The 20,246-nt window shown below is 69.8% G+C and carries 24 protein-coding genes; 23 read left to right on the plus strand and 1 reads right to left on the minus strand.

What is annotated here, in order from left to right; translation table 11 throughout:
* Window positions 1-58 precede the first annotated feature (58 nt).
* The 18 genes from ABZ865_RS09020 to ABZ865_RS09105 all read left to right on the plus strand — a co-directional run bounded on the left by ABZ865_RS09020 (window position 59) and on the right by ABZ865_RS09105 (window position 12,856).
* A complete protein-coding gene (locus ABZ865_RS09020; protein ID WP_361226185.1) occupies window positions 59-574 on the plus strand; it encodes a roadblock/LC7 domain-containing protein in 516 nt (171 codons plus the stop codon).
* The gene (locus ABZ865_RS09025) at window positions 571-975 is read left to right on the plus strand and encodes a DUF742 domain-containing protein (RefSeq protein WP_361226188.1); all 405 of its coding nucleotides are present in this window, start codon (window positions 571-573) and stop codon (window positions 973-975) included. Before ABZ865_RS09020 ends, ABZ865_RS09025 begins: the two co-directional genes overlap by 4 nt.
* A gap of 52 nt (window positions 976-1,027) precedes the next feature.
* On the plus strand, window positions 1,028-1,615 hold the full coding sequence (locus tag ABZ865_RS09030) for an ATP/GTP-binding protein (protein ID WP_361226191.1): 588 nt from the start codon (window positions 1,028-1,030) through the stop codon (window positions 1,613-1,615).
* A complete protein-coding gene (locus tag ABZ865_RS09035) occupies window positions 1,615-2,256 on the plus strand; it encodes a GAF domain-containing protein (protein WP_361226193.1) in 642 nt (213 codons plus the stop codon). The genes ABZ865_RS09030 and ABZ865_RS09035 overlap by 1 nt, the downstream gene beginning before the upstream one ends.
* A gap of 87 nt (window positions 2,257-2,343) precedes the next feature.
* Window positions 2,344-3,597, plus strand: coding sequence for an acyl-CoA dehydrogenase (locus ABZ865_RS09040; RefSeq protein WP_361226196.1), 1,254 nt, complete (start codon window positions 2,344-2,346; stop codon window positions 3,595-3,597).
* A gap of 128 nt (window positions 3,598-3,725) precedes the next feature.
* Complete coding sequence (locus ABZ865_RS09045; RefSeq protein ID WP_361226199.1) at window positions 3,726-4,193, plus strand: LuxR C-terminal-related transcriptional regulator; 468 nt, start codon at window positions 3,726-3,728, stop codon at window positions 4,191-4,193.
* Between the two features lie 83 nt (window positions 4,194-4,276).
* A complete protein-coding gene (locus ABZ865_RS09050; protein WP_361227265.1) occupies window positions 4,277-4,840 on the plus strand; it encodes a hypothetical protein in 564 nt (187 codons plus the stop codon).
* Window positions 4,837-5,412 carry a DUF6624 domain-containing protein gene (locus ABZ865_RS09055; RefSeq protein WP_361226201.1) on the plus strand — a complete coding sequence of 192 codons (576 nt, stop codon included), beginning with the start codon at window positions 4,837-4,839 and terminating at the stop codon, window positions 5,410-5,412. The genes ABZ865_RS09050 and ABZ865_RS09055 overlap by 4 nt, the downstream gene beginning before the upstream one ends.
* A gap of 74 nt (window positions 5,413-5,486) precedes the next feature.
* Complete coding sequence (locus tag ABZ865_RS09060; protein WP_361226205.1) at window positions 5,487-5,954, plus strand: DUF6082 family protein; 468 nt, start codon at window positions 5,487-5,489, stop codon at window positions 5,952-5,954.
* Window positions 5,955-6,013: 59 nt separating this feature from the next.
* Complete coding sequence (locus ABZ865_RS09065) at window positions 6,014-6,427, plus strand: 6-carboxytetrahydropterin synthase (RefSeq protein ID WP_361226208.1); 414 nt, start codon at window positions 6,014-6,016, stop codon at window positions 6,425-6,427.
* Window positions 6,424-7,167 carry a 7-carboxy-7-deazaguanine synthase QueE gene (locus ABZ865_RS09070; RefSeq protein WP_361226211.1) on the plus strand — a complete coding sequence of 248 codons (744 nt, stop codon included), beginning with the start codon at window positions 6,424-6,426 and terminating at the stop codon, window positions 7,165-7,167. Before ABZ865_RS09065 ends, ABZ865_RS09070 begins: the two co-directional genes overlap by 4 nt.
* A gap of 56 nt (window positions 7,168-7,223) precedes the next feature.
* On the plus strand, window positions 7,224-7,853 hold the full coding sequence (gene folE / locus ABZ865_RS09075; RefSeq protein ID WP_361226214.1) for a GTP cyclohydrolase I FolE: 630 nt from the start codon (window positions 7,224-7,226) through the stop codon (window positions 7,851-7,853).
* On the plus strand, window positions 7,850-8,677 hold the full coding sequence (locus ABZ865_RS09080) for a hypothetical protein (protein ID WP_361226217.1): 828 nt from the start codon (window positions 7,850-7,852) through the stop codon (window positions 8,675-8,677). The genes folE and ABZ865_RS09080 overlap by 4 nt, the downstream gene beginning before the upstream one ends.
* Window positions 8,674-9,753 (plus strand): hypothetical protein, encoded by a 1,080-nt coding sequence (locus ABZ865_RS09085; protein WP_361226219.1) that lies wholly within the window; start codon window positions 8,674-8,676, stop codon window positions 9,751-9,753. Before ABZ865_RS09080 ends, ABZ865_RS09085 begins: the two co-directional genes overlap by 4 nt.
* On the plus strand, window positions 9,750-10,442 hold the full coding sequence (locus ABZ865_RS09090) for a thymidylate kinase (RefSeq protein ID WP_361226221.1): 693 nt from the start codon (window positions 9,750-9,752) through the stop codon (window positions 10,440-10,442). Before ABZ865_RS09085 ends, ABZ865_RS09090 begins: the two co-directional genes overlap by 4 nt.
* 36 nt (window positions 10,443-10,478) lie before the next feature.
* A complete protein-coding gene (locus ABZ865_RS09095) occupies window positions 10,479-11,408 on the plus strand; it encodes a DUF2797 domain-containing protein (protein WP_361226224.1) in 930 nt (309 codons plus the stop codon).
* Between the two features lie 60 nt (window positions 11,409-11,468).
* Complete coding sequence (locus ABZ865_RS09100) at window positions 11,469-12,314, plus strand: class I SAM-dependent methyltransferase (RefSeq protein ID WP_361226226.1); 846 nt, start codon at window positions 11,469-11,471, stop codon at window positions 12,312-12,314.
* Window positions 12,311-12,856, plus strand: coding sequence for an NUDIX hydrolase (locus tag ABZ865_RS09105; protein WP_361226229.1), 546 nt, complete (start codon window positions 12,311-12,313; stop codon window positions 12,854-12,856). Before ABZ865_RS09100 ends, ABZ865_RS09105 begins: the two co-directional genes overlap by 4 nt.
* Before the next feature lie 20 nt (window positions 12,857-12,876).
* Here the strand turns inward: ABZ865_RS09105 and ABZ865_RS09110 are convergent, their stop codons facing one another.
* On the minus strand, window positions 12,877-13,377 hold the full coding sequence (locus ABZ865_RS09110) for an NUDIX domain-containing protein (RefSeq protein WP_361227268.1): 501 nt from the start codon (window positions 13,375-13,377) through the stop codon (window positions 12,877-12,879).
* Window positions 13,378-13,549: 172 nt separating this feature from the next.
* Here ABZ865_RS09110 and ABZ865_RS09115 point away from each other — a divergent pair, with 172 nt between their 5' ends.
* The 5 genes from ABZ865_RS09115 to ABZ865_RS09135 all read left to right on the plus strand — a co-directional run bounded on the left by ABZ865_RS09115 (window position 13,550) and on the right by ABZ865_RS09135 (window position 20,221).
* Window positions 13,550-14,758 (plus strand): hypothetical protein, encoded by a 1,209-nt coding sequence (locus ABZ865_RS09115; protein WP_361226232.1) that lies wholly within the window; start codon window positions 13,550-13,552, stop codon window positions 14,756-14,758.
* A 470-nt stretch (window positions 14,759-15,228) separates the two neighbouring features.
* A complete protein-coding gene (locus ABZ865_RS09120) occupies window positions 15,229-15,696 on the plus strand; it encodes an NUDIX domain-containing protein (RefSeq protein WP_055493687.1) in 468 nt (155 codons plus the stop codon).
* Entirely contained in the window at window positions 15,693-17,684 is a 1,992-nt protein-coding gene (locus tag ABZ865_RS09125; RefSeq protein WP_361226236.1) for an ABC transporter ATP-binding protein, read from the plus strand. Before ABZ865_RS09120 ends, ABZ865_RS09125 begins: the two co-directional genes overlap by 4 nt.
* A gap of 23 nt (window positions 17,685-17,707) precedes the next feature.
* Window positions 17,708-19,003 (plus strand): methyltransferase, FxLD system, encoded by a 1,296-nt coding sequence (fxlM, locus tag ABZ865_RS09130; protein ID WP_361226238.1) that lies wholly within the window; start codon window positions 17,708-17,710, stop codon window positions 19,001-19,003.
* Between the two features lie 78 nt (window positions 19,004-19,081).
* Window positions 19,082-20,221 (plus strand): NUDIX hydrolase, encoded by a 1,140-nt coding sequence (locus tag ABZ865_RS09135; protein WP_361226241.1) that lies wholly within the window; start codon window positions 19,082-19,084, stop codon window positions 20,219-20,221.
* The last annotated feature ends 25 nt before the right edge of the window (window positions 20,222-20,246 follow it).

Raw genomic sequence — 20,246 nt, forward strand, 5'->3', positions numbered from 1 at the left:
CCACGTTCCCGGTGGCCGTTACATCCGCTGGCCCTTCCCCCCTTATGGAGCGATCCCTATGAGCACCCACCCCGCGATGAACAACGTGACCGGCGACGCGCCCGTAACCGAGCCAACGGAAGGCGGAGAGCGGGACAACATGGCCTGGCTGCTGCGGCAGTTCGCCTCCGACACGATGGGCGTCACGCACGCCGTCCTGCTCTCGCGGGACGGACTGCGGCTGCTGGACAGCGACGTCGACAGGGACTGGGCGGACGAACTGTCGGCCGCCATCAGCGGGGTGGCCTCACTCGCGGCGAACATCACCGGTCCCACCCACAAGAAGAGGCCCGCGAGGCAGGTCGTCATCGAGCGAGACGACTGTCTGTTCTTCGTCCAGAGCTCCGGTCGCAGCGCGGCCTTCGAGGGCCATCCCGGCAACGAACGGGGTGTGGTGGACACGGTCCTCGCGGTGATCGCGACCATGGACGCCGATGCCGGCACCGTCGGGTTCGAGATGGGGCGCCTGGTGCAGAAGTTCGCCCCCTACATGCAGATCCCCGTCCGCGTCGGCACGGGTGATGAGGTCCGGTGACCGCACACGGCAGCGCGGCCGAGGATTCAACGTTCGTGCGGACCTACACCCTGACGCGCGGTCGCACCCGGCCACGGCATCCGCTCGGCCTGGACACCGTGCTGGATGCCGGACCCGGGCGGCCCGGCCCGGGCCAGGCCGAGGAATGCGCGGAGATCCTCGCCCTGTGCCGGGAGCACCGGCGTTCGGTGACCGAGCTGGCGGGTCGACTCGGCCGTCCCGTAACCGCCGTCAAGGTCCTCATCTCGGACCTCCTGGACGCCGACGCCCTGGTCGTCCCCGTCACCGCCTATGCCGCGTCCGACGCGCATGCACGTCCCTCTGCACAACTGCTGGCGGCCCTGTCTGCGGGCCTGAAGAGGAAGTGGCCCGATGCCATCGCCTACCCCCAGGCCGGGTGACCCGGCCGTGGTACTGCGGCCGTCGTCGCGCCCGCGTACCGGTGCACCGACCGTGCTGAAGGTCGTGATCGCCGGCGGCTTCGGCGCGGGCAAGACCACCGCCGTGGGTGCCGTCAGTGAGATCACGCCGCTGAGCACGGAGGAGTACTTGACCGAGGCGAGCGCGGACGTGGACAGCCTGGCGGGCGTCGAGGCCAAGCTGACCACCACGGTCGCCTTCGACTTCGGTCGCCTCAGCCTGCCCGACGCGCCCGTGCCCCTGGAATTGTTCCTCTTCGGCACGCCCGGCCAGGACCGGTTCGTCGACCTGTGGTACGACCTCTGTCGCGGAGCCGTCGGCGCGGTCGTCCTGGTCGACACCCGCCGCCTGGAAAGCAGCTTCACCCCCGTCGGCTTCTTCGAGGACATCGGTCTGCCCTTCGTCGTCGCGGTGAACCAGTTCGACGGAGCACATCGCTACCACCCCGAAGAGGTCCGCACCGCCCTCGAACTGCCCGCCTCTGTACCGGTGGTCACCTGCGACGCTCGCGATCCGAACCACGTCGCTGGCGTCCTGCTGACCCTCGTTGGCCACACCTTGAAGAGCGCATCGGCAAGCCCCGCTCGCCCCGCATCCACTACCACCTTTCAGGACGCCTGATGTCGTATCAGCCCAACGACCCCTACCGCGTGCGGCAGACCGCTCCCCTCACGCAGTCGCTGCCGCGACGCACCATTCGGGACCTCACCCATGGGCCATCCCTCCCCGTCGGCGCCGCCGTCCCCGTCCCGCAGGCCCAGCTGGCGACCGAGCTGGCGCAGCGGTACGAGCTGCTGGATCGCCTAGGCGTGCCCACCGCTGCCAGCGAGGACTTTGATGAACTGGCCCGCGACATGGCCACACGAGCCGGGTTCCTGTACGGCTTCGTCAACCTCTTCCTGGAGGAGCAGACCTTCGTCGGGCTGCACCAGCCGCCCGCGGACAGCGGGTACGTCATCGTCGGCCGCACCATGAGCCGCGATCACGGCTGGTGCCCGGAGGTCATGGCCCGTAAGAAGGCCCTTCCGCTGCACGACGTGCACGCCAGCCCGCGCTTCAGCGGCAACCACGTGGTCGACGCGGTCGGGATCCGCTCCTACTTCGGCGCCCCGCTCATCCACGACAGCGGCACCGTGCTGGGCACGGTGTGCGTCATCGACCCCGAGAAGCGGCCCCTGAGCGAGGCCCGACGGCTGAGAGACATCGTCATCAACGCCGGCGCCCGGGTGATGGACCACATCGCCCGTGCGCCCGTCCGCTAGGCCGTTCCACGACCCCCCACCCGGGAGCCGCAGGCGATCCCCGGCCGCTCCACCGTGCGACCTTCATCCAGGGAGAGGGAGACGACCATGCCCGCCACACCCACCACGCCGCCGTCGGCGCTGCGCCCCTATCTCACCGCCCGCCACGAACTGCTGTGGGACGAGGCGGACGCCTTCGCGGCCGAGCACATCGCGCCGCGCGCCGCACGCATGGAGGCCGCCCCCGGCAGGGTGGAGCGCAAGGTCGCCGACCTGATGGCCGCACGACGCTGGTTCGCCGTCACCGTCCCGTCCTCCTTCGGCGGGCTGGGCGCCGGACACGTGGCCAAGACCATCCTCGTCCACCGCATTGCCCGCGTCTCGGCGGCTGCGGCGGCCATCCTCCAGGCCACGCTGATCCCCGTCGGCGCCCTGCTGCACTTCGCCACCCACGAGCAGAAGGGCCGCTGGCTGCCCCGCGTAGCGGACGGTTCACTGCTCTTGTCGATCGCCGTGACCGAACCGCGAGCCGGCGGGCACATCGGCGGCATCGAGACCATCGCCGAGCACGTGGGCAACCAATGGGTGATCACCGGCAGCAAGATCCACATCGGGAATAGCCACCTCGCGGGAGCCCACCTCGTGGTCGCCCGGACCGCCAAGGCAGGCGTGAGCACCTCCCAGGCGCTGACCGCGTTCATGGTTGAATCCAAGCGCCGAGGGCTCTCAGTCGCCGACCATCGTCCCGGCCTCGGCCTACACGGCTTCTCCGCCGGCCGCCTCGACCTCGATCACGTCCACGTCCCCAAGGAAAACGTGGTTGGAGAGATCGGCCAGGGGCTGGGCGTAGCGCAGAGCAGCAGCATCCTGTACGGCCGTCCCAACCTGGCCGCAGTCAGCCTGGGAATACACGAGGCAGTCGTGGCCGCCTCGACCGCTTACCTCAAGGCGCGCTCCCGCTACCGGGGCGCCCTCTCCGATCTGCCGGTTCTGCGGAACCGCATCGGTGACATGGAGGCCCGCCTGCGCGCCGGGCGAATCCTGGCCTATCAGTCCGTGCACCTCCTCGACCAGGGCCTGCCCTGCGACACCGACCTGATCAACGCCAAGTACCTCGGCCACCAGTGGGCGATGCAGTCAACCCAGGACGCCATGGAGCTGCACGGCGCCCACGCCCTCAACGGCGACTACATCCTCCAGCGCCTGTGGCGCGACATCCAGTTCACCTACCCACCGGCCGGAACCGGCGAAGTCCAGCGCATACGCCTCGCCGACGCCGCCTTCGACGAGGCCCACATCCAGTGGTCAGAACGTCTCGCCGCCGAAGCGGCGTGGGCCCGCCCCGACCCGACAGCCGCATGAGCCCCCGTGTGCGGCGCCCCGTGAATCCAGACCGCCGCGCACGGGCCCGTGTCGCCGGCCCCCGTCCCCCGCGGGGTCCGGCGACACCCCACCCGATATCCCTCAACCCAGCCGCGAAAGAGACACCCGTGACCCCGCGCATGACGACCAGCGCACCGATCACCCCCCTGACCCCGACCCAGCAGCGCGTCGCCCAGCACTTCGTGGACGGCCTCGGCCCTCAAGAGATCGCCGCGAGGACCGGGCTGTCGGCCGTGACCGTCCGCCAGTACGTACGCGACATCCGGGAGAGCCTCCACTGCCCGCCCCGCTGCAAGCCCCCGGTGATCGTTCACTTCCTGTGCAACGCCCGGCAGGTCGCTCCGCCCACAACGGACAGGCCAATGCCGGAACTCAGTCCAGAGCAGCAACTGTTGCTGCGGGCGGTCGCTGAGCACAGCAATCCCAGCGACATTGCTGCCAGAGCCAAGATCGCGCCCGCCGACGTGCGAGCCGCACATGACGAACTACTCGACAAGACCGGGGCGGCCAACACCACCCAACTTGTCGTCTGCGCCAGGCGAGCCACCACGATGGAGAGCGGAGCGAGCCAGTGAATGCCTCACCCGCTTCTGCGGCCATCGAGCCCTCCCCCGCGCCTCGAAGCCAGTGCGCGACAGGGTTACCGGCCGTGTACGAGATGCGGTCGTTGCGCACGGACGCCGAACGGGACGAGGCCGCGGCCCTCGTCCAGGACCGTCAGCGCTGGCTCGCCATGCGCAGCGTGCCTACACCCGCCCGGTCCGATATCCCGGCCCTGTTCCGCGCCCCGCAGGTGAAGCCGGCTGGACTGTTCGAGGACGGGCTGCTGCTGGCCTGCATGATCCCGCAACGCGGGCCCGACCTCGGATGGGGCGAAGGCCCGTGCCTCTTCCTGGACTGCGTCCACACCCTGCCCGGTCACTCCGATGACACCGTCCGGCTGATCACTCTGTGGGCCTCCGACTTCGCCGCCCGGCTCGAGATACCGCTTGTGCGGGCCGAGGCCATGGCCCGCCAGCCTCTCGACGTCGATCCGATCGCCACATTCCTTCGTCGGCTCACCAACATGGGCTGGGACGTCCGTGGATCGGGCACCGGACAGCACCATGAGCGAGTCGCGCGCCTCGAACTCACCGCCGAGCTTCGGCCTGGGCTGAGCGCGCTCATCGGCTGCCAGGTCCACGAGCCGCAGTCCGCCGCCGACCAGCGGAGTATCGCGTGAGGACCGCGGAACCGCTACGGCCGGACCTCGCCCGCGAACTCATCGCCCGCGCCGCACAGTCGGCAGCACGCCGGGCCAGACGCGTACGCAACCAGCTCGACGCCGTCCACCTCGGCCAGGACCGTCACGCTGAGCACGCCGACACCAAAGTGCTGCGCCGCATCCTGGCCGAACATGACTGGCCCAGCCACCGTCTCGTGGGCCCCGACGCAGCACGTGCCGCCTGGAGCATCGCTCTTCACGCCGACGACGAACCCGACTTCCAGCGGGCGGCCACCACCCTTTTGAAACGTGCGGTCCAGGACGGCGATGCGCGCATCCAGCACTGGGCCCACCTTCACGACCGCGCCCTGGTCAGCAGCGGGCGACCCCAAGAGTTCGGGACGCAACTCGTCCTCAGCGCAGCAGGAGTGGAGCTGTGCCCACTGCGTGCGCCGCAGTTGTTGGACCAGCGAAGGGCCACCGTCGGACTGCCGCCGATCGCCATCGCTTTGGACACTGTGCGCCGCCGGTACGCCCTGGATCGCATTGACGGCGGCTCACCGAGCGTCGTGCTCGCGGGGGTCGCATGACGCAGCGAGCCCCGCAGGCTTCCACAGACCCGCCCCTCGCCCCAGACCACTTTGCGTGAAAGGACCGTTAAAGCATGAAGCTCACCACCGCCGTCCTCGCTGCCGGCGCCGCGGTTTCCCTCGCCACCGCCGTGGTCGGAGCCGCCCGGTTGAGGCAGGACGCGCGGCACCAGGCCGAACGAAATGAGGCGACCGTCGCGCACAACCAACTCGACTGGCTGACGCAGATGTCCGCCAACCCTGACCTCGCCAAGCTCTGGACGCCCGAGGACCTGGACGTCGAGGAGTACATGCATCTGCTGAAGGCCAACCAGCTCATCAGCATGCTCAGCCTGCGCGACCGCCTCGGCTTCGTCCGGGACGGGTGTCTGCCGTTCTGCGCCTCGAAGCTGATGGAGAGCGACGTCTGCCGGCGGTACTGGGCCCGTTTCGGGGGCCTCCGCGCTCAGGAGGCCGAGGGCGACGAGCGCGCCGAGCACTTCACCAAGTTGCTGGACAAGGCCGCGAAGAACCACCTGGGGGCACAGCCCGTAGCCGCCTGAAGAGGCGGCTGCCCCACCCCACCCGAATCAGCCACACCCTCACCTCTCGGAGAAAACGAATGGGCTTCACTGCTGTTCCACTACCGCCCGGCAATTTCACCATCGGTAAGAAGTTCGGCTTCGAGGCTGGCCATCGGCTTCCCCGGCTGCCGCATGAGCACAAGTGCTCCCGCCAGCACGGGCACAGCTACGAGGTTGAGGTCATCCTCACTACTGCATCCGCGCTGGAGGATCCCGGCTTTGTCACGGACTTCGGTGCGCTCGCCCCGTTCAAGTCGTTCCTGGACACCGAGCTCGACCACCACAACCTGCACGAGATCCTGCCCTTCGAGCCCACCTCGGAGCGCCTGGCCCAGTTCCTGGCCGGCTGGTTCGTTCAGAACCTCCAGTCGGAGATCCCCGGCCGCCTTGTCGCCGTCCTAGTTCGCGAGACCGCAAGCAGCTGGGCCCGCTTCGATGTGGTGGGCCAATGACCACAACCAAGCCGCTCAACCTCGAACCGGAAGCTGCCGAAGGCGAATCCCTGATCGTCGCGGAGTGCTTCGGTTCCGAGGTGCCGACGTTTCAGGGCGAGGGCCCAAGCTGCGGACACCCGGCCCTGTTCATCCGCCTGTCCCGGTGCAACCTCACTTGCACGAGATGCGACACGAAGTACACCTGGGACTGGTCTCGGTTCGACCCGCACGAGGAGTCGACGAGGCAATCCGTCGCGGGCCTGGTGGCCTGGGCCACGTCTTCACCGGTCGAGCTGGTCGTGATCACCGGCGGCGAGCCGTTGATCCAGCAGGCGCGACTGGTGCCTCTCGTCCGGGGACTGATAGCAGCCGGCAAGCGGATCGAGTTCGAGACGAACGGCACCATCGCGCCCACTCCCGAGCTGGTGGCCGACGGGGTCCGGTTCAACGTCTCGCCCAAGCTTGCCAGCTTCGGCGTGAAGGAGACCAAGAGCATCGTGCCAGCCGCGCTGGAGGCGTTCGTGGCCTCCGGGCGGGCGGCGTTCAAGTTCGTCGCTTCCACGGTGGACGACCTCGACCGGATCGCCGAGCTGGCCGACGCCCACCGGCTCGCGCCGGTGTGGGTGATGCCGGAGGGCACCACCCCCGAGGTGATCACCGCGACTACCCGGGTCCTCGCGGACGGGGTCGCGGCCCGGCACTGGCACTTCACCACCCGCCTTCACGTGTTGGCCTTCGCGGACGCCCGAGGCCGCTGACCGCACGCGACTCCACGCCCCATCCGTTCCCCAGTCACCGGAAACGAGAGACGCCCATGACGACCTCTATCGCCAGCCCTGCGGCGGCGCCGACGGCTGCCGTCGCCGGGCCCGCTGCGGTCATCGACACCGGCCGGGTCGCCGACCTGATCCACCAGCTCTTGGTCGAGCTGGGCGAGAACCCCGCCCGCGAGGGGCTGACCGGCACCCCGGACCGCGTCGCGGCCTGGTGGAGAGCTTTCCTGTCCCCGGACGGCGCCGAAACGGCCACCTGCTTCACCGAGTCCCAGCTGGGTGGTCAGCTGGTCATCGTGGGCGGCATGAGCGTGTGGTCTCTTTGCGAGCACCACATGCTGCCCATGAACTTGCAGGTCACTGCTGGATACGTGCCGGATGGCGAGGTGGTGGGCCTGTCGAAGTTCGGGCGGATCGCCCAGCACTTCGCCGGCCGACTGCAGGTCCAGGAACGCTTCACCCGCCAAGTCGCCGAATACCTCAACGGCGTGATCGGACACGAGGACGTCGCCGTCGTCGTGCGCGGCGTGCACCTGTGCATGAGCATGCGGGGCGTACGGATGGAGGAGGCTCGCACCACCACGGTGCACTCGGGCGGGCGCTTCGGCACCGACCCCGTCCTTTCCCAGCAGTTCCTCACCCTCACCACCGGCCTGTGGGGGGCGTCGTGATCACCACCGCGGGCATCGACTTCTCCGTCATCGCTCCGCCTGCCTACCTGAAGAACTTCGTCGCCCAGGAGCCGGCCCGCGTCCACCACGTGGCCGCCCAGCACGTCCTGTCCGACGAGAGCTACCGGGCCTTCTTCGCTCGCGAGGCCGAGCGCGGCGCCGAGATCATCGTCGACAACGGGCTCTTCGACCTCGGCTACGCCCTGCCGGCGGAAAGCCTCGTCGAAGCCGCGCTGGCGGTATCCGCGAGGGAGATCATCCTGCCGGACGTCATGCGGGACGGGGCCGCGACCTTGAAGGCGAGCGAGAAGGCCGCGCGAGAGATCCGGAAGCTGTCCGGCGACGCATTCCGGCTGTGCGCGGTCCTGCACGCCGCGGACGACGACGAGTGGCTGCGCACCTACGACGCCTTTGTGAGCAGCGGCTGGGCCGGGGCCATCGCCCTGCCGGCCTCGCGTCGACCGGATCCCGACGAGCAACTGTGCCGCACCCGCTGGTTGGCGACCGCCTACCTGCAGGATCGCGGCCTGGTCGACGATCTGCTCATCTACCGGCTGCTCGGTCTGGGCCGGACCGGGCACCTGGAGCTGATCGAGCAGCGCGAGCACGAGTGGATCTCCTCCGTGGACGGCGCAGCCCCGGTCATCCTCGGCGCGATGGGCGTCGCCCTGCTGCCCGAAGGGCCGTACGAGAAGCCCTCCACGCCCCGCATCGAGAAGCTCGGCCCGATCCCCGAAGCTCGGTTCGACCTCATCCGGAAGAACATCTCCGTCGTTCGCGCGGCGGCCGGCAGCACCGTGACGATCGCCGAGGAGCACCGATGACGCCCTTACTCGCCGACCCGACCCCCGGACTCCTGCGCGCCGCCCCGATCGAGCCGGCCGGGCACACTATGACCCACGCGAGGCTGCTGCGCTACCTGGAGATCAAGGTCCACCACCTCATCCAGGACCAGGACTGGGACAGCATCCGCGTCATCGGCGGCTACGACCGCACGGCGGTGATCTCCCGGTACGAGAAGACCGGGAAGCTGTTCAACATCGAACGGCCCACCGCAGAGATCCACGGCCGTGACCTCATCGTCAAGGCGTTCCCCGGAGCCGACTACGTCCAGCACTACGCCCTGATCATCGCCACGTATCTGGCCATGACCGGCCGCCCCGTCGGCACCGTCACCTATCAGCCGCCCGAGCAAGAGGAGTGCCGAACGGCGCTCGACGCGCTCGACCTGGAACTGGACGGCGACCTGGTGATCGTCGGCTGGGGCCTTCAGTACCTCGCTCCCGAGAACGGAGTGTGGACCCGCGGACCCGGCTACGCCTGGCAGCGCCTCGACGTCGCCGGCCGTCGCGTGGTCTACCTCGGGTTCCTCCACAGCATCTGGGGAGACGTGGCCGGACGGGTCGTCACGCGCCTTGCCGAACTCGGCGCAGGCGACGTCGTCTACGTCGGCAAGGTCGGCTCGCTGACCCCCGGCGTCGAACCGAACGCCTGGCTGGCGACCGGCAACACCAGCCTGGTACGCGGGGCGATGGTGAGCTGGGACGACTTCTTCGGCGACTACGCCGCCACCCACGATGGGGTGCGCAGCGGCCTGCACGTGTCCTCCCCGTCGATCCTGCTGGAGAACCGCGACTGGCTGGCCCAGCACACCGCCTCGTACGCCTTCGTCGACCCGGAGATCGGCCCGATGGGGGCGGCGGCGCGCCAGGCAGGGATCAGATTCGGTTACCTCCACGTCATTTCCAACAACCTCGCCACGCACTATCCCGCCGACCTGTCCAATGAGCGTCACAGCGACGTCCTGCGCCAGCGCGCCGTCCTGGTGGACCGCATCCGCACCATCATCACCGGCCGCCTGACCGCCAGCCCGACCCACCCCCTGGGAGAATCCCGATGACGGCGAACGCGCCGACCACCACCGTAGCCGGGAAGCTGATCACCTTCGTCGGTGGTGACGGGGCCGGCAAGTCCACCCTCGCCGCCCGCCTGCACCAGGCCCTCAACGACGCCAGCCACACGGCAGTCCTCATCGGCAAGCACAGCACCGACGTCCGCCGGGACCCGGAGCTGTCCGCCTACCTCGACCGCCTCAACGAGCTGGTCTACCGGCGCGACGCCGGCGTCGCCCAGGCATGCGGCGACCACTACTGGCTGCTTGCCCTGGCCTCCTGGTACACCCTGCAGGACCGGCTCGTCATCCAGCCGGCCCTCGCCGCGGGAACCCACGTGATCCTCGACAACGCGCACCACAAGATCCTCGCTCGGTACGCGGTCAACCCCGAGGTCTCCCCCCGCCTGTGCGAGCAGGTCTTCGCGCATCTCACAAAGCCGGACCTGGTGTTCTTCCTGAACATCGGTGCCCGCGAGGCTCTCGTCCGCAAAGGCTCGTTCACTTCCCTGGAGGCCGGCCACGCCGGCGGCGGTGACGAGGACTTCATCCGCTACCAGGACACCGTCCTGGACCAGATGCGCGAACAGGCGGAGCGCGGCGCCTGGCTGACGCTGGACGTCGCCCAGTTGGACCGCGACCAGGTCTTCAAGGCCGCCGCCGCTGCCCTGGCCGACCGTCTGCGCCTGACCGTCTAAACCGGCCCTCCCTCCCCGATCGACAAGGAACGCACCATGGACCAGGCCCTGCCCGCCAGCGGGACATACGTCTGTCACGGCATCACCTGGGCGAGCGCAGACCCCCGTCTTCTGCTCGCCCCCGTGACCGGCGGACCACTCGTCTACGCCCCGGTCATGGGCAGGCGCCTGAGTTACCAGGTGAGCGGTACCGGCCGGTGGTGCACCGGCCGGTACCGATTCGCCGACCGCGTCCGCGTCGAGGCGGTCGCCTGCCCTGACCGGGCCCCGGCCGAGGCCGGCGGACAGTGCCCGGCCTGCGCCGGGCGGGACGACTTCCGCTTCGCCCACCGGTTCCACTCCGGCGGGCACGTTCCCGACTCCCTGGCGGCGTACATGGCCCAGCCGCACTGGCTGTACCTGGCGACGTTCGCCGACGGCACCACCAAGATCGGCACCGCGGCCGGACCCCGTAAGCGCTCCCGCCTCGACGAACAGGGTGCCCTGATCGCTACCTACCTCGCCCGGAGTGCTGACGGCCGCGCCGTGCGGTTCCTGGAGGATGCCCTCACCCGCCACCACGGCCTGACGCAGACCGTGCGAGCCGCGGCCAAGCTGACGGCCCTGGCCGAGCTGCGCGACCTCGCCCCGGCCGGTGCCGCCCACCATCAGCACCTCGACCGCGCCACCGCGGCCCTGAGCGGCCTGAACGTCCCGGCCACACCGGAGCCGTGGACGCCGCCCGGCGAAGGCGAACTGCTGCGGACGCCGAAGACCGGGCGCGCCTTGTACCCGCACGACCCACGCTCCGGTGAGCACGGGATGACGGTGCTCTCCTGCCTCGGCTCCCAGGTCCTCGCCACCCTCGACGGCGACGGTGAACAACTGCCCTACCTGCTCGACCTCGGCACCCTCAAGGGCCGGCGCATCATCCTCGGCGCACAGTTCTCCTCACCGCCCGCCGCCGTACAGTCCGCGCTCTTTTGACCCTGCCCGAACACCCGGCCTGCACTGCCGGGCCGCTCTGAGAAGCGAGGCCACAGCAACATGGCACCCCAGGACGCCATCCTCGGCTGGGACGAGGACAGCAACGCCGAGGCGTACGACGCATTCACCCGCGCCCAGCCCATGTACGACGCGACCAGCCGCGACCTTGCCCGCCGAGGCCATCTGGCCAACGCCAGCCTGGTGGTCGACCTGTGCGGCGGCGCCGGCGCGACCGCCCGCGCGATCCTCGACCTGATCCCGGCCCGCGCTCGAGTCGTCTCCGTCGACAACGCCGCCGCGATGCAGCGTGTCGGTCGCCGGACCCTGACCGACGTCCGCCTGACCTGGATCACCTCCCCGGCCGAACGGCTCGCCGACCACCTGCACGCCAGCAGCGCCGACGCCGTAGTGTGCAACTCCGCGATCTGGAAGACCGACACCGCCGCAGTGTTCGCAGCCGTCGCCCACATCCTGCGCCCAGGCGGGCACTTCGTCTTCAACATCGGCGGCGGCTTCGCCGGCGTCCGGCACCCCGACGAACTGTCAACCCGCACCGGGCCTTCCCTAAACGCCCTCATCTGCCAAGTCGCCGCTGAGACCCACGGATACACCCCACCGCCGCGCGACGTGGAGAGGCCGCCGAAGCTGCCGCTGAAAACAGTCACCGAGCAGCTGACCGCAGCCGGACTGACTATCGTCGGCACAGAGCTCACCGCCCAGCACAGCACCATGGCCGAGAAGAAGGCGTGGCTGTCCATCCCCGTCTTCGCGCGGCCCGAAGGCGACTTCACCCACGCCCAGCGGATGCAGATCCTCGACACCGCCTACGCCATGACCACCCCCGATGCCCCGGCCGTGACGAGCTGGCTCGTCGTCGTCGCCCAACGGCCAAAGGCCGCCGCATGACTCCGGCCGCCCCGGCTCCCGGCGGCGGGGCCCGCCTCTGTGACCACGCAAGCGTCGGGGTACTGATCTCCTCCCCGAGCGGCCTGCTGGTGTTCGAGCGGGCGATTCCTCCGGCCGGAATCGCCCCGGTCGCCGGCCACGTCGACGAGCATGGCGGCCCCGAGCAGGCCGCGCGCGACGAAGTCACCGAAGAGGTCGGTCTCACCGTCACCCACCTGCACCTGCTGCTGGACCAGTGGCGGCCCAACCACTGCCACCGCGCGCCCAGCGGTCCGGTCGGCCACCACTGGTGGATCTTCCAGGCCGCGGTTTCCGGGTCGCTGTGCCCCTCGCCCCGGGAGGTCCGCGCCCCTCGATGGATCCACCCGGCCCAGCTGCAGCAGCACGCGCTGCGGACCACCGCGCACGCCAACGGGTACCTGGGCCGTGAGGAGTTCGAGCGCGAACCCGGCCTGGAGCCGGTGTGGTGCCGCTTCCTGCACGACCTTGAGCTCGTCAGCCTGCCCTCGGCCGACCTCGACCGGATCGAGGCCCTCCTGTGAACGGCGGCCAAGGGCCTACCTCAGTGGGAGCCGACCGCCCGGCCGGCTGCCAGACGGCGAGCGTGCGCACGGATCCGCTCGCGGTCCTCGGGGAAGACGCTGTCCCAGCTTGTATCCAGACGGAACCATGCCGCCGGCTGGTTCTGCTCCCCGGCGAACGGCACGTCGCGTCCCACGATCGCGGCGTAGGACAGGCCCAGCGTCGGAGACCAGTCGGCCCGGTAGGAACGCACCGCCACGGCCGCGGGCTCGGGCAGCAACTCGGTGCGCAGGCCGGTCTCCTCCAGCAGCTCTCGTGCCGCCGCCGCACGCGGCGCCTCGCCCGGCTCCACCTTGCCACCGGGCGGCACCCATCCGCGCACGCGGTGCTTGACCAGCAGGACGTGCTCGAAAGCAGGGTCGGTGACCCACACCTCGGCCGCCAGCGGCTCCATGGGATGTCGGCGGGCTTCCTCCAGCCAGGCCCGTGCACCGTCGAACTCCCATGCGGCGAGGCGGGCATCCACAACAGCCTCGTCCAAGATCACCTGACCAACTTCACCATGACTCACCCGCCCCACCCTAGGCCGACGAACCGGGCGGACGTCGCAGCGACGAGCAGGCAGCCATACGGGGATGTCCGGCCGACCCGGTGGCCCCATCGGGCTGCAGGGCGATCACCCGTGGCACCCGCTTCACACGAAGGAGACCAGCGTGCACGATGAGCAGCCCTCGTACCGGGGAGCCTGGGTCGTCCTCGGCGGCGTCCACCTCCTCAACCGCACCGCGCCACGGCGACCAGACGAGCCGATCGTGCTCGTACGGGTGCCACCGCAGGAGGTATGCCAGCCGGCCACCACCGTGATCGTCCGCTGGAACGCGCTGGGGCCCTGCCCGGCCGAAGCGCTGCAGCCCGGCGGCACCCGGCTCGGGGCGGCCAGGATCGACGGCGGCGAACTGTTCCCCGACGCCATCGCTGGCCCCGCCCTGCGCGGCCTGGTCGGTACCGAGGCCGCCCCCGGCCTGGTGCCGCTGTGCTACCTGGCCGAACACCCCGGCGGCGGCTACCACGCGTACGCTCAGATCCGCTTCCACCCCGAGGACGCCTGCTTCGTCCGCACCACCCGGGAACCAGTCGGCCACGGCCCGATCGAGGAACTGCGCTGGTTCGACCCCGTGCTGACGGCGCACGCAGAGTCGAGTACGGCGCTCAACAACCATCTGCGGTACTTCCGCAAGCACTTCTCCGGCACTGAGCTGGAGATCAAGTACACCCTCGACCCGGCACCGGACATCTGGTCCGCGTCCATGGAACTGCTCAAGGCACTGCGCGACGGCAAGCTGGAAGGCTGCCGTCCGGAGTACCGGGAAGAGTTCCAGATCCACCACACCGAGAACCATCTGTTCGACGTCACCGGTCCCGAGCCCGAGATCGGCTACGCCTCCTTCATCCCCACCGTCACCGCCGGGCACGTACTCAAGCGAAAGTGGTTCACCAAGGACGCCTTCGCCCGCCGCGAGGAACTCACCCCTGGCCTCGACATCACCCCCGACCGCTTCGAGACGTTCCTGCGCGAAGACCTGAACCTCCAGGTCCGGGCCATGCCGCCCTTCCAACGCGTCCGCTACGACATCCAGTGCGAGTCGCTGCGCACCGGACACATCTACGGCATCTTCCTCGACCGCTGCGCCCTCCTGGCGGCCCCCGACGTGCTGCTCTCCCAGTGCGAGCTGGAGTACCTCCGCTCACGCAGCATCCTCGACCACGACCAGGACGAGATCCTCATCGAGATGAAGCGGATCGACAGCTGGCTCTGCGAGTACCTCGCCAGTCACGGTTGGGCCGCCGAGCACACCTTCTACTCCAAGCGCAGCTTCCTTCGCGACGCCGTCGCCCTCCGCCCGGGCCTCGCCACGCCATGACCGACCAAGCGCCTCCCGGCAATCCCCCGCAGGAGGTACCGCAACCCACATGAGTGATCGAACACTGCATCACAGCCCGCCCCACCCGACCACACAAGGAGAGAGCCCGGTATTCGAAAACACGTTCTAGATTTCGCCCCCCTCCACCCGTTACGGCTACAGCAGGACCGCCGTTACCCGATCACCTGTCCGCATCTCGCCCCGAGGAGTCCCCATGCATCCCGTACGCCGCCCTGGACTCGTTCATCCTGCGTTCGAAAATGCCGCTACCTCCTCGGGCGCCAGCCTTCGCCTCACCTCCGGTCGCGCAGCTCTGCTCGACGACGGGTCACGACCGGATACGAGGTACCTGGCATGACGCAGCCCACACCTCTCCCGTCCTCCGTCCTCACCCATAACTTTCGGCACGGCGGTGCCCTCGTGACCAACGGTCGGCACACCGTAGAACGCCTGGTACAGGAGGGCCGCCCGTGAGCGACTCGCCTCACCAGCTGATCGCCGACGTGGCACAGGTCCTGCTCCGTACGAACGGCGCCGCCCTGTGCGTACGCCGCGCACTGGACGCCGCCCTCGCACCGGGACAGCTCACTGTCGTGGGCGGTCACCTGGAAGTCGGTGAACCACTCGACCATGCTGCGCGACGCGAGGCCATGGAGGAGGTGGGGGTCCTTATCACTGCTGAGCAGCAGGAGTTCTGCGGGCTAATCCACCACCACGACACCGACGGTGGCCTGGACCGGATCACCGCCGTGTTCGTGGCGCAGTCGTGGACGGGTGAGCCGTACAACGCCGAGCCACACAAGCACGAAGGGCTCTTCTGGGTGCCGATGGAACGACCGTCGCCGGACTGTCACCCCTACACCGCCACCATCTTCCACATGCTCACCCACGGCCCGTCCTACCGGGCCATCAACTGGCCTGCGGGAGGCGCCCGGTGAAGAGATTCTTCGGCCCGGTCACGATGGCCGATCCGCAGGTCTCCGACGCCGAACACGAGCTGTTCGGCGGCCCCCTGCGCTACGACATGGGCTGGTCCCAGCACGAGCACGCGACCTTGGACCTGACCATGAGGTCCGCGCTGCGCTCCATGCCCACACTCGTCGGCGCAACGCTGCGCATGGCGTGGCAGGCCGACCGGCGTGCTCTGCTCTCGGTCGGGGTCAGCGAGATCGGCCAAGGCATCGCCGCAGCCGCCGGCCTGCTCGCCGTCAACGCCGTCATGCACGCTCTGCTCGCCGGCAACGGCAGCGCTGCCGAGCGGCTGCACGCCCTGTTACCCGGCCTGTTGGCCGCCGCCGCTATCGGCGTCATCAACTCCGCCCTGTCCGCCTGGTCCACCTCCCGCGCAGGGCGGCTGGAGCCGAAGGTCGAGCGGATCGCGACCACGCAGTACCTGGCCGCCGCAGCCAGCGTCGAACTGGAGGCCATCGACGATCCCGATTTCCGGCGGCTCGTGGACATCGCCCAGCATGGCCCGGGTTCGGCCCGCCGCATGATCAGCGCCTGCGTCGCCGCGCTGAACGGCCTCATCTCGCTGATCACCACGGCCGGCGTCCTCGCCGTACTCCACCCCGTGCTGCTGCCCATGCTGATCCTCATCGCCGCCCCTCGCGGCTGGGGCGCCATGCGCGTGGCCCAGGAACGATACGTGTCGGTGATGAGCTGGATCGAGCACGTGCGGGCCAGCCGCCTGATCGGCAACCTGCTCACCGAACGCACCGCCGCCCAGGAAGTGCGCCTCCACGCCGTCGGCGACTTCCTCCTGAGCCGCTACGAGCAGATGGCCGAGAGCGCCGAGGCCGAACAGGAACGCCTCGCCTCCAACAAGGCCCTGACCGAGTGGGTCGCCTCCGCGCTGTCCGGTCTGGCGATGGCGGCGACCTACGGGGCCATGTTCTGGCTGATCATGGCCGGGCACATGAGCCTCGCCGTCGCCGGGACCGCCGTCATCGCGGTGCGCACCGGCTCGGCGAGCCTGGGCGCGCTGGTCATGAACATCAACCAGCTCCACGAGGAGAGCCTCTACGTCCGCGACCACGGCCGCTTCCTCACCCAGGCCGCCCAGCGGACGCTGCCCGCCGGCGGTGCGCCCGTACCGGAACGCGTCAGGGAAATCGTTCTGGACCAGGTCACCTACCGCTACCCTGACCGGGACACCGCCGCCCTGGACAGCGTGTCACTGACCCTGCCCATGGGATCGGTCACCGCCGTGGTGGGTGAGAACGGCTCCGGCAAGAGCACCCTGATGAAGATCCTCTCGGGCATGCTGCTTCCCGAGGCCGGCACCCTGCGCTGGGGCGACGCGGACCTCACCGGTCTCGACCGCGCCCAGGTCTTCGAGCGCGTCTCCCTGCTCACCCAGGACTTCCAGCGCTGGCCCGTGACCGCCGCGATGAACATCCGCCTCGGCCGCCCCGACCACCCCGCTACAGACCAGGACCTCAAGCCCTCGGTCGACTACGCCGTTGCCGGCCCCGTCATCGCCAAACTCCCCGACGGCCTGCGCAGTCTGCTGGCCCGCATGTTCCGCGGCGCCATCGAACTGTCCGGCGGCGAATGGCAGAAAGTCGGCCTGGCCCGCACGCACTGGCGCAGTTCAACATCACAGGCAGACGGCGTCCTCATCGTCGACGAACCGACCTCCGCCCTCGACCCCGAAGCCGAAATCGAAGCCTTCGACCGCATCCGCCGCCTCGCCGCACCGAACCGAGCCGTCGTCCTGGTCACCCACCGCATGTCCGGCGTCCGCCACGCCGACCACATCTACGTCCTCAACAACGGACACCTCGCCGAGCACGGCACCCACGACGAACTCATCGCCGCCCGCGGTCGGTACGCCGCCATGTTCGACGCCCAGGCCGCCCAGTACGCCCCGACCGCGACCATCCCGAACCCTGCAACGCCCACCGTCTCGGACCAGGTATGACCCGCACGACCGAAAGGCGCGCCGTGACCACACGCCCCAGCACGGACCTCGACGAAGCCACCGCTCTGCGCCACCAACTGGCCGACGAACTCGCCGCCGCCGGACACATCCGCACCCCCGCGGTTGACCGCGCCCTGCGCACTGTGCCCCGGCACGCCTTCGCCCCAGAAAGGCCCCTCCATGCTGCGTACGCCAACGAGATCATCGCCACCCGCCACAGCGACGACGGCACCGTCATCAGCTCCATCTCCGCACCCTGGCTGCAGGCCGACATGCTCGAAGCCGCCCGCATCCAGCCCGGCCACCACGCTTTGGAGATCGGCTCCGGCGGCTACAACGCTGCTCTCATCGCCGAACTCGCCGGCCCGACCGGCCACGTCACCACCCTCGACATCGACCCAGCCGTCACCGACCGGGCCACCCGCTTCCTGACCCAGACCGGATACGGCCGCATCCGCGTGGTCACCGCGGACGCCGAGCACGTGCCTGCCGAGGTAGTACCGGACGGCGGATTCGACGCCATCGTGGTCACCGTCGACACCTGGGATCTGCCCTGGATCGACGCCCTGGCCGAGGGCGGCCGTCTCGTCGCACCGTTGCGTCTGCACGGGTACCACTGGGCCATCAGCTTCACCAAGCGCGACGGGGAATTGCACAGCGACGAGCCGCTCATCGTCTGCGGCTTTGTCGCCATGCAGGGCGACGGCGCCTGGCACAGGAATCGCCGCACCGTCCCAGGCACCGGCGTCCACCTGTCCTGGGAAGACGGCACCCCGTTGCCCGTCGACGAACTCGCCCCAGCCCTCACCTGCGAGCCGACCGTGACGCACACCCACGTCACCGTAGGCGGCCAGGAACCCTTCGACGCCCTCACCCTCTACCTCGCCGGCGCCCTGCCGGGCTTTTGCCGCCTCTCGGCCGACTCCGACGGCGACAACGGGGTCCTGAAACCGCCGCCCAAGCACTGGCCCGGCGCCGCGATCGTCCGCGGCAACTCCCTCGCGCGACTGGCCACCGAGCGCATCGGCGACGGAGACGATGGCAAGGGCCTGTACGAGTTCGTTGTCCATGGCCACGGCACCCGAGGACACCTCGCTGCACAGGAGATGGCCGAGCAGGTCCGGCACTGGCAGCACAACCACCGCGGCGCCCTCTGCCCCCGCATCACCGCCCGACCGGCCGCCAGTTGCGCCCCGCCGGCCAGGGACCACGAACTGCACGTATTTGCCAAGAAGCACACCCGCATCACCGTGGACTGGCCGATCGTTCCCGGCCCCGCTGCACTGCTCATCGGCCAAGGGAGCTGCAGCGCCGGATGAACGGCGGTACCTCCTGATCACCGCTCCCCGCCCGTGCCGAACCCATGCCCGCCCCACCGATATGGAAGGCACCGCCAAGTGACCACTCCCGTCTCAGGTTCGGACGACGTCGCACCGCGTGCCGCCCTGTCCGCAGGGCAGCACGCCGTCCCCCGGCACACGGTGTGGGTCGGCGCCGCCGCGCTCGTCACTGACCAAGTCGGCCGCGTCCTGCTCGTTCACCCCACCTACCGCGAGGACGACCGGTGGCTGCTGCCCGGAGGAGTCGTCGAACCCGGCGAACACCCGCACGTCGCCTGCCGGCGCGAGATCACCGAGGAACTCGGCCTGACGAGCCTGCCCCTGTCGGGCGTGCTCGCCGTCCACTCCCTCTCCCCGCACCACCCGGACAGCCAACACAGCACGCGTTTCCCCGGAGAGATCCGGTTCGTTTTCGATGGCGGAACGCTCACTCCTGACCAGGCGGAGGCCATCCGCCTCCCGCGCGAGGAGCTGTCCGAGTACGCCTTCCTGGAGACCCGGCACGCGGTGCAGCGGCTGCGCCCCGTGGACGGACAGATCATGCTCGCCGCCTACCGTGCACGGCTCGGGAACACAGCCACCGCTCACCTCGCGGACGGCCGGCACATCCTCGACGTCCCGGTACTGGACCGCCATGACGTGCACGTTTGCTACCGGCCTCTGTGGGAGAGCCCCTTCAACCGCGACCCCGTCCCCGAACGGCTCCCCGTGCAGCAAGCCTGGGCGTGGTGCTTCGTCCCCGACGGCCGCGTCGTCCTCTTGGCCGACCCCGGCCCGCGAGGCGCGCTGCCGATGCTGCCCGGCGGCACGGTGGAGAAGACCGACGCGACTCCCGAGGACACCCTCCGCCGGGAAGCCGCCGAGGAAGGGCAACTCGCTCTGACTGACCCGGTGCGACTGGGCTGGGTGCTGGACGAAACCGGTGAGGTCTACGGCGGGGTGGGGCCCAACGTCCGGCTCCGCTTGGCCGCCCGGGTCACCGCCGTCGGGCCGGCGGCCGTCGACCCTGCCACCGGCCATCCCTTCGCCCGCCTGCTCGCCTCCCCCGCCCAAGCAGCCACCCTGCTGGGATGGGGGCCGCCCGGAGCGCGGCAAGCCCTGCTTGCCGCTGAGACGGCCCGGGAGCGGTGGGGTCTGCCTGCCGCTCGGCCCGCTGCCATCGAGGAGATCCCTGCTGAGGGGATGCGGCTGAGCTGACACGAACGACTACCCCGCCTCCATC

Source organism: Streptomyces sp. NPDC047085, from assembly GCF_040643735.1.
GTDB lineage: Bacteria > Actinomycetota > Actinomycetes > Streptomycetales > Streptomycetaceae > Streptomyces.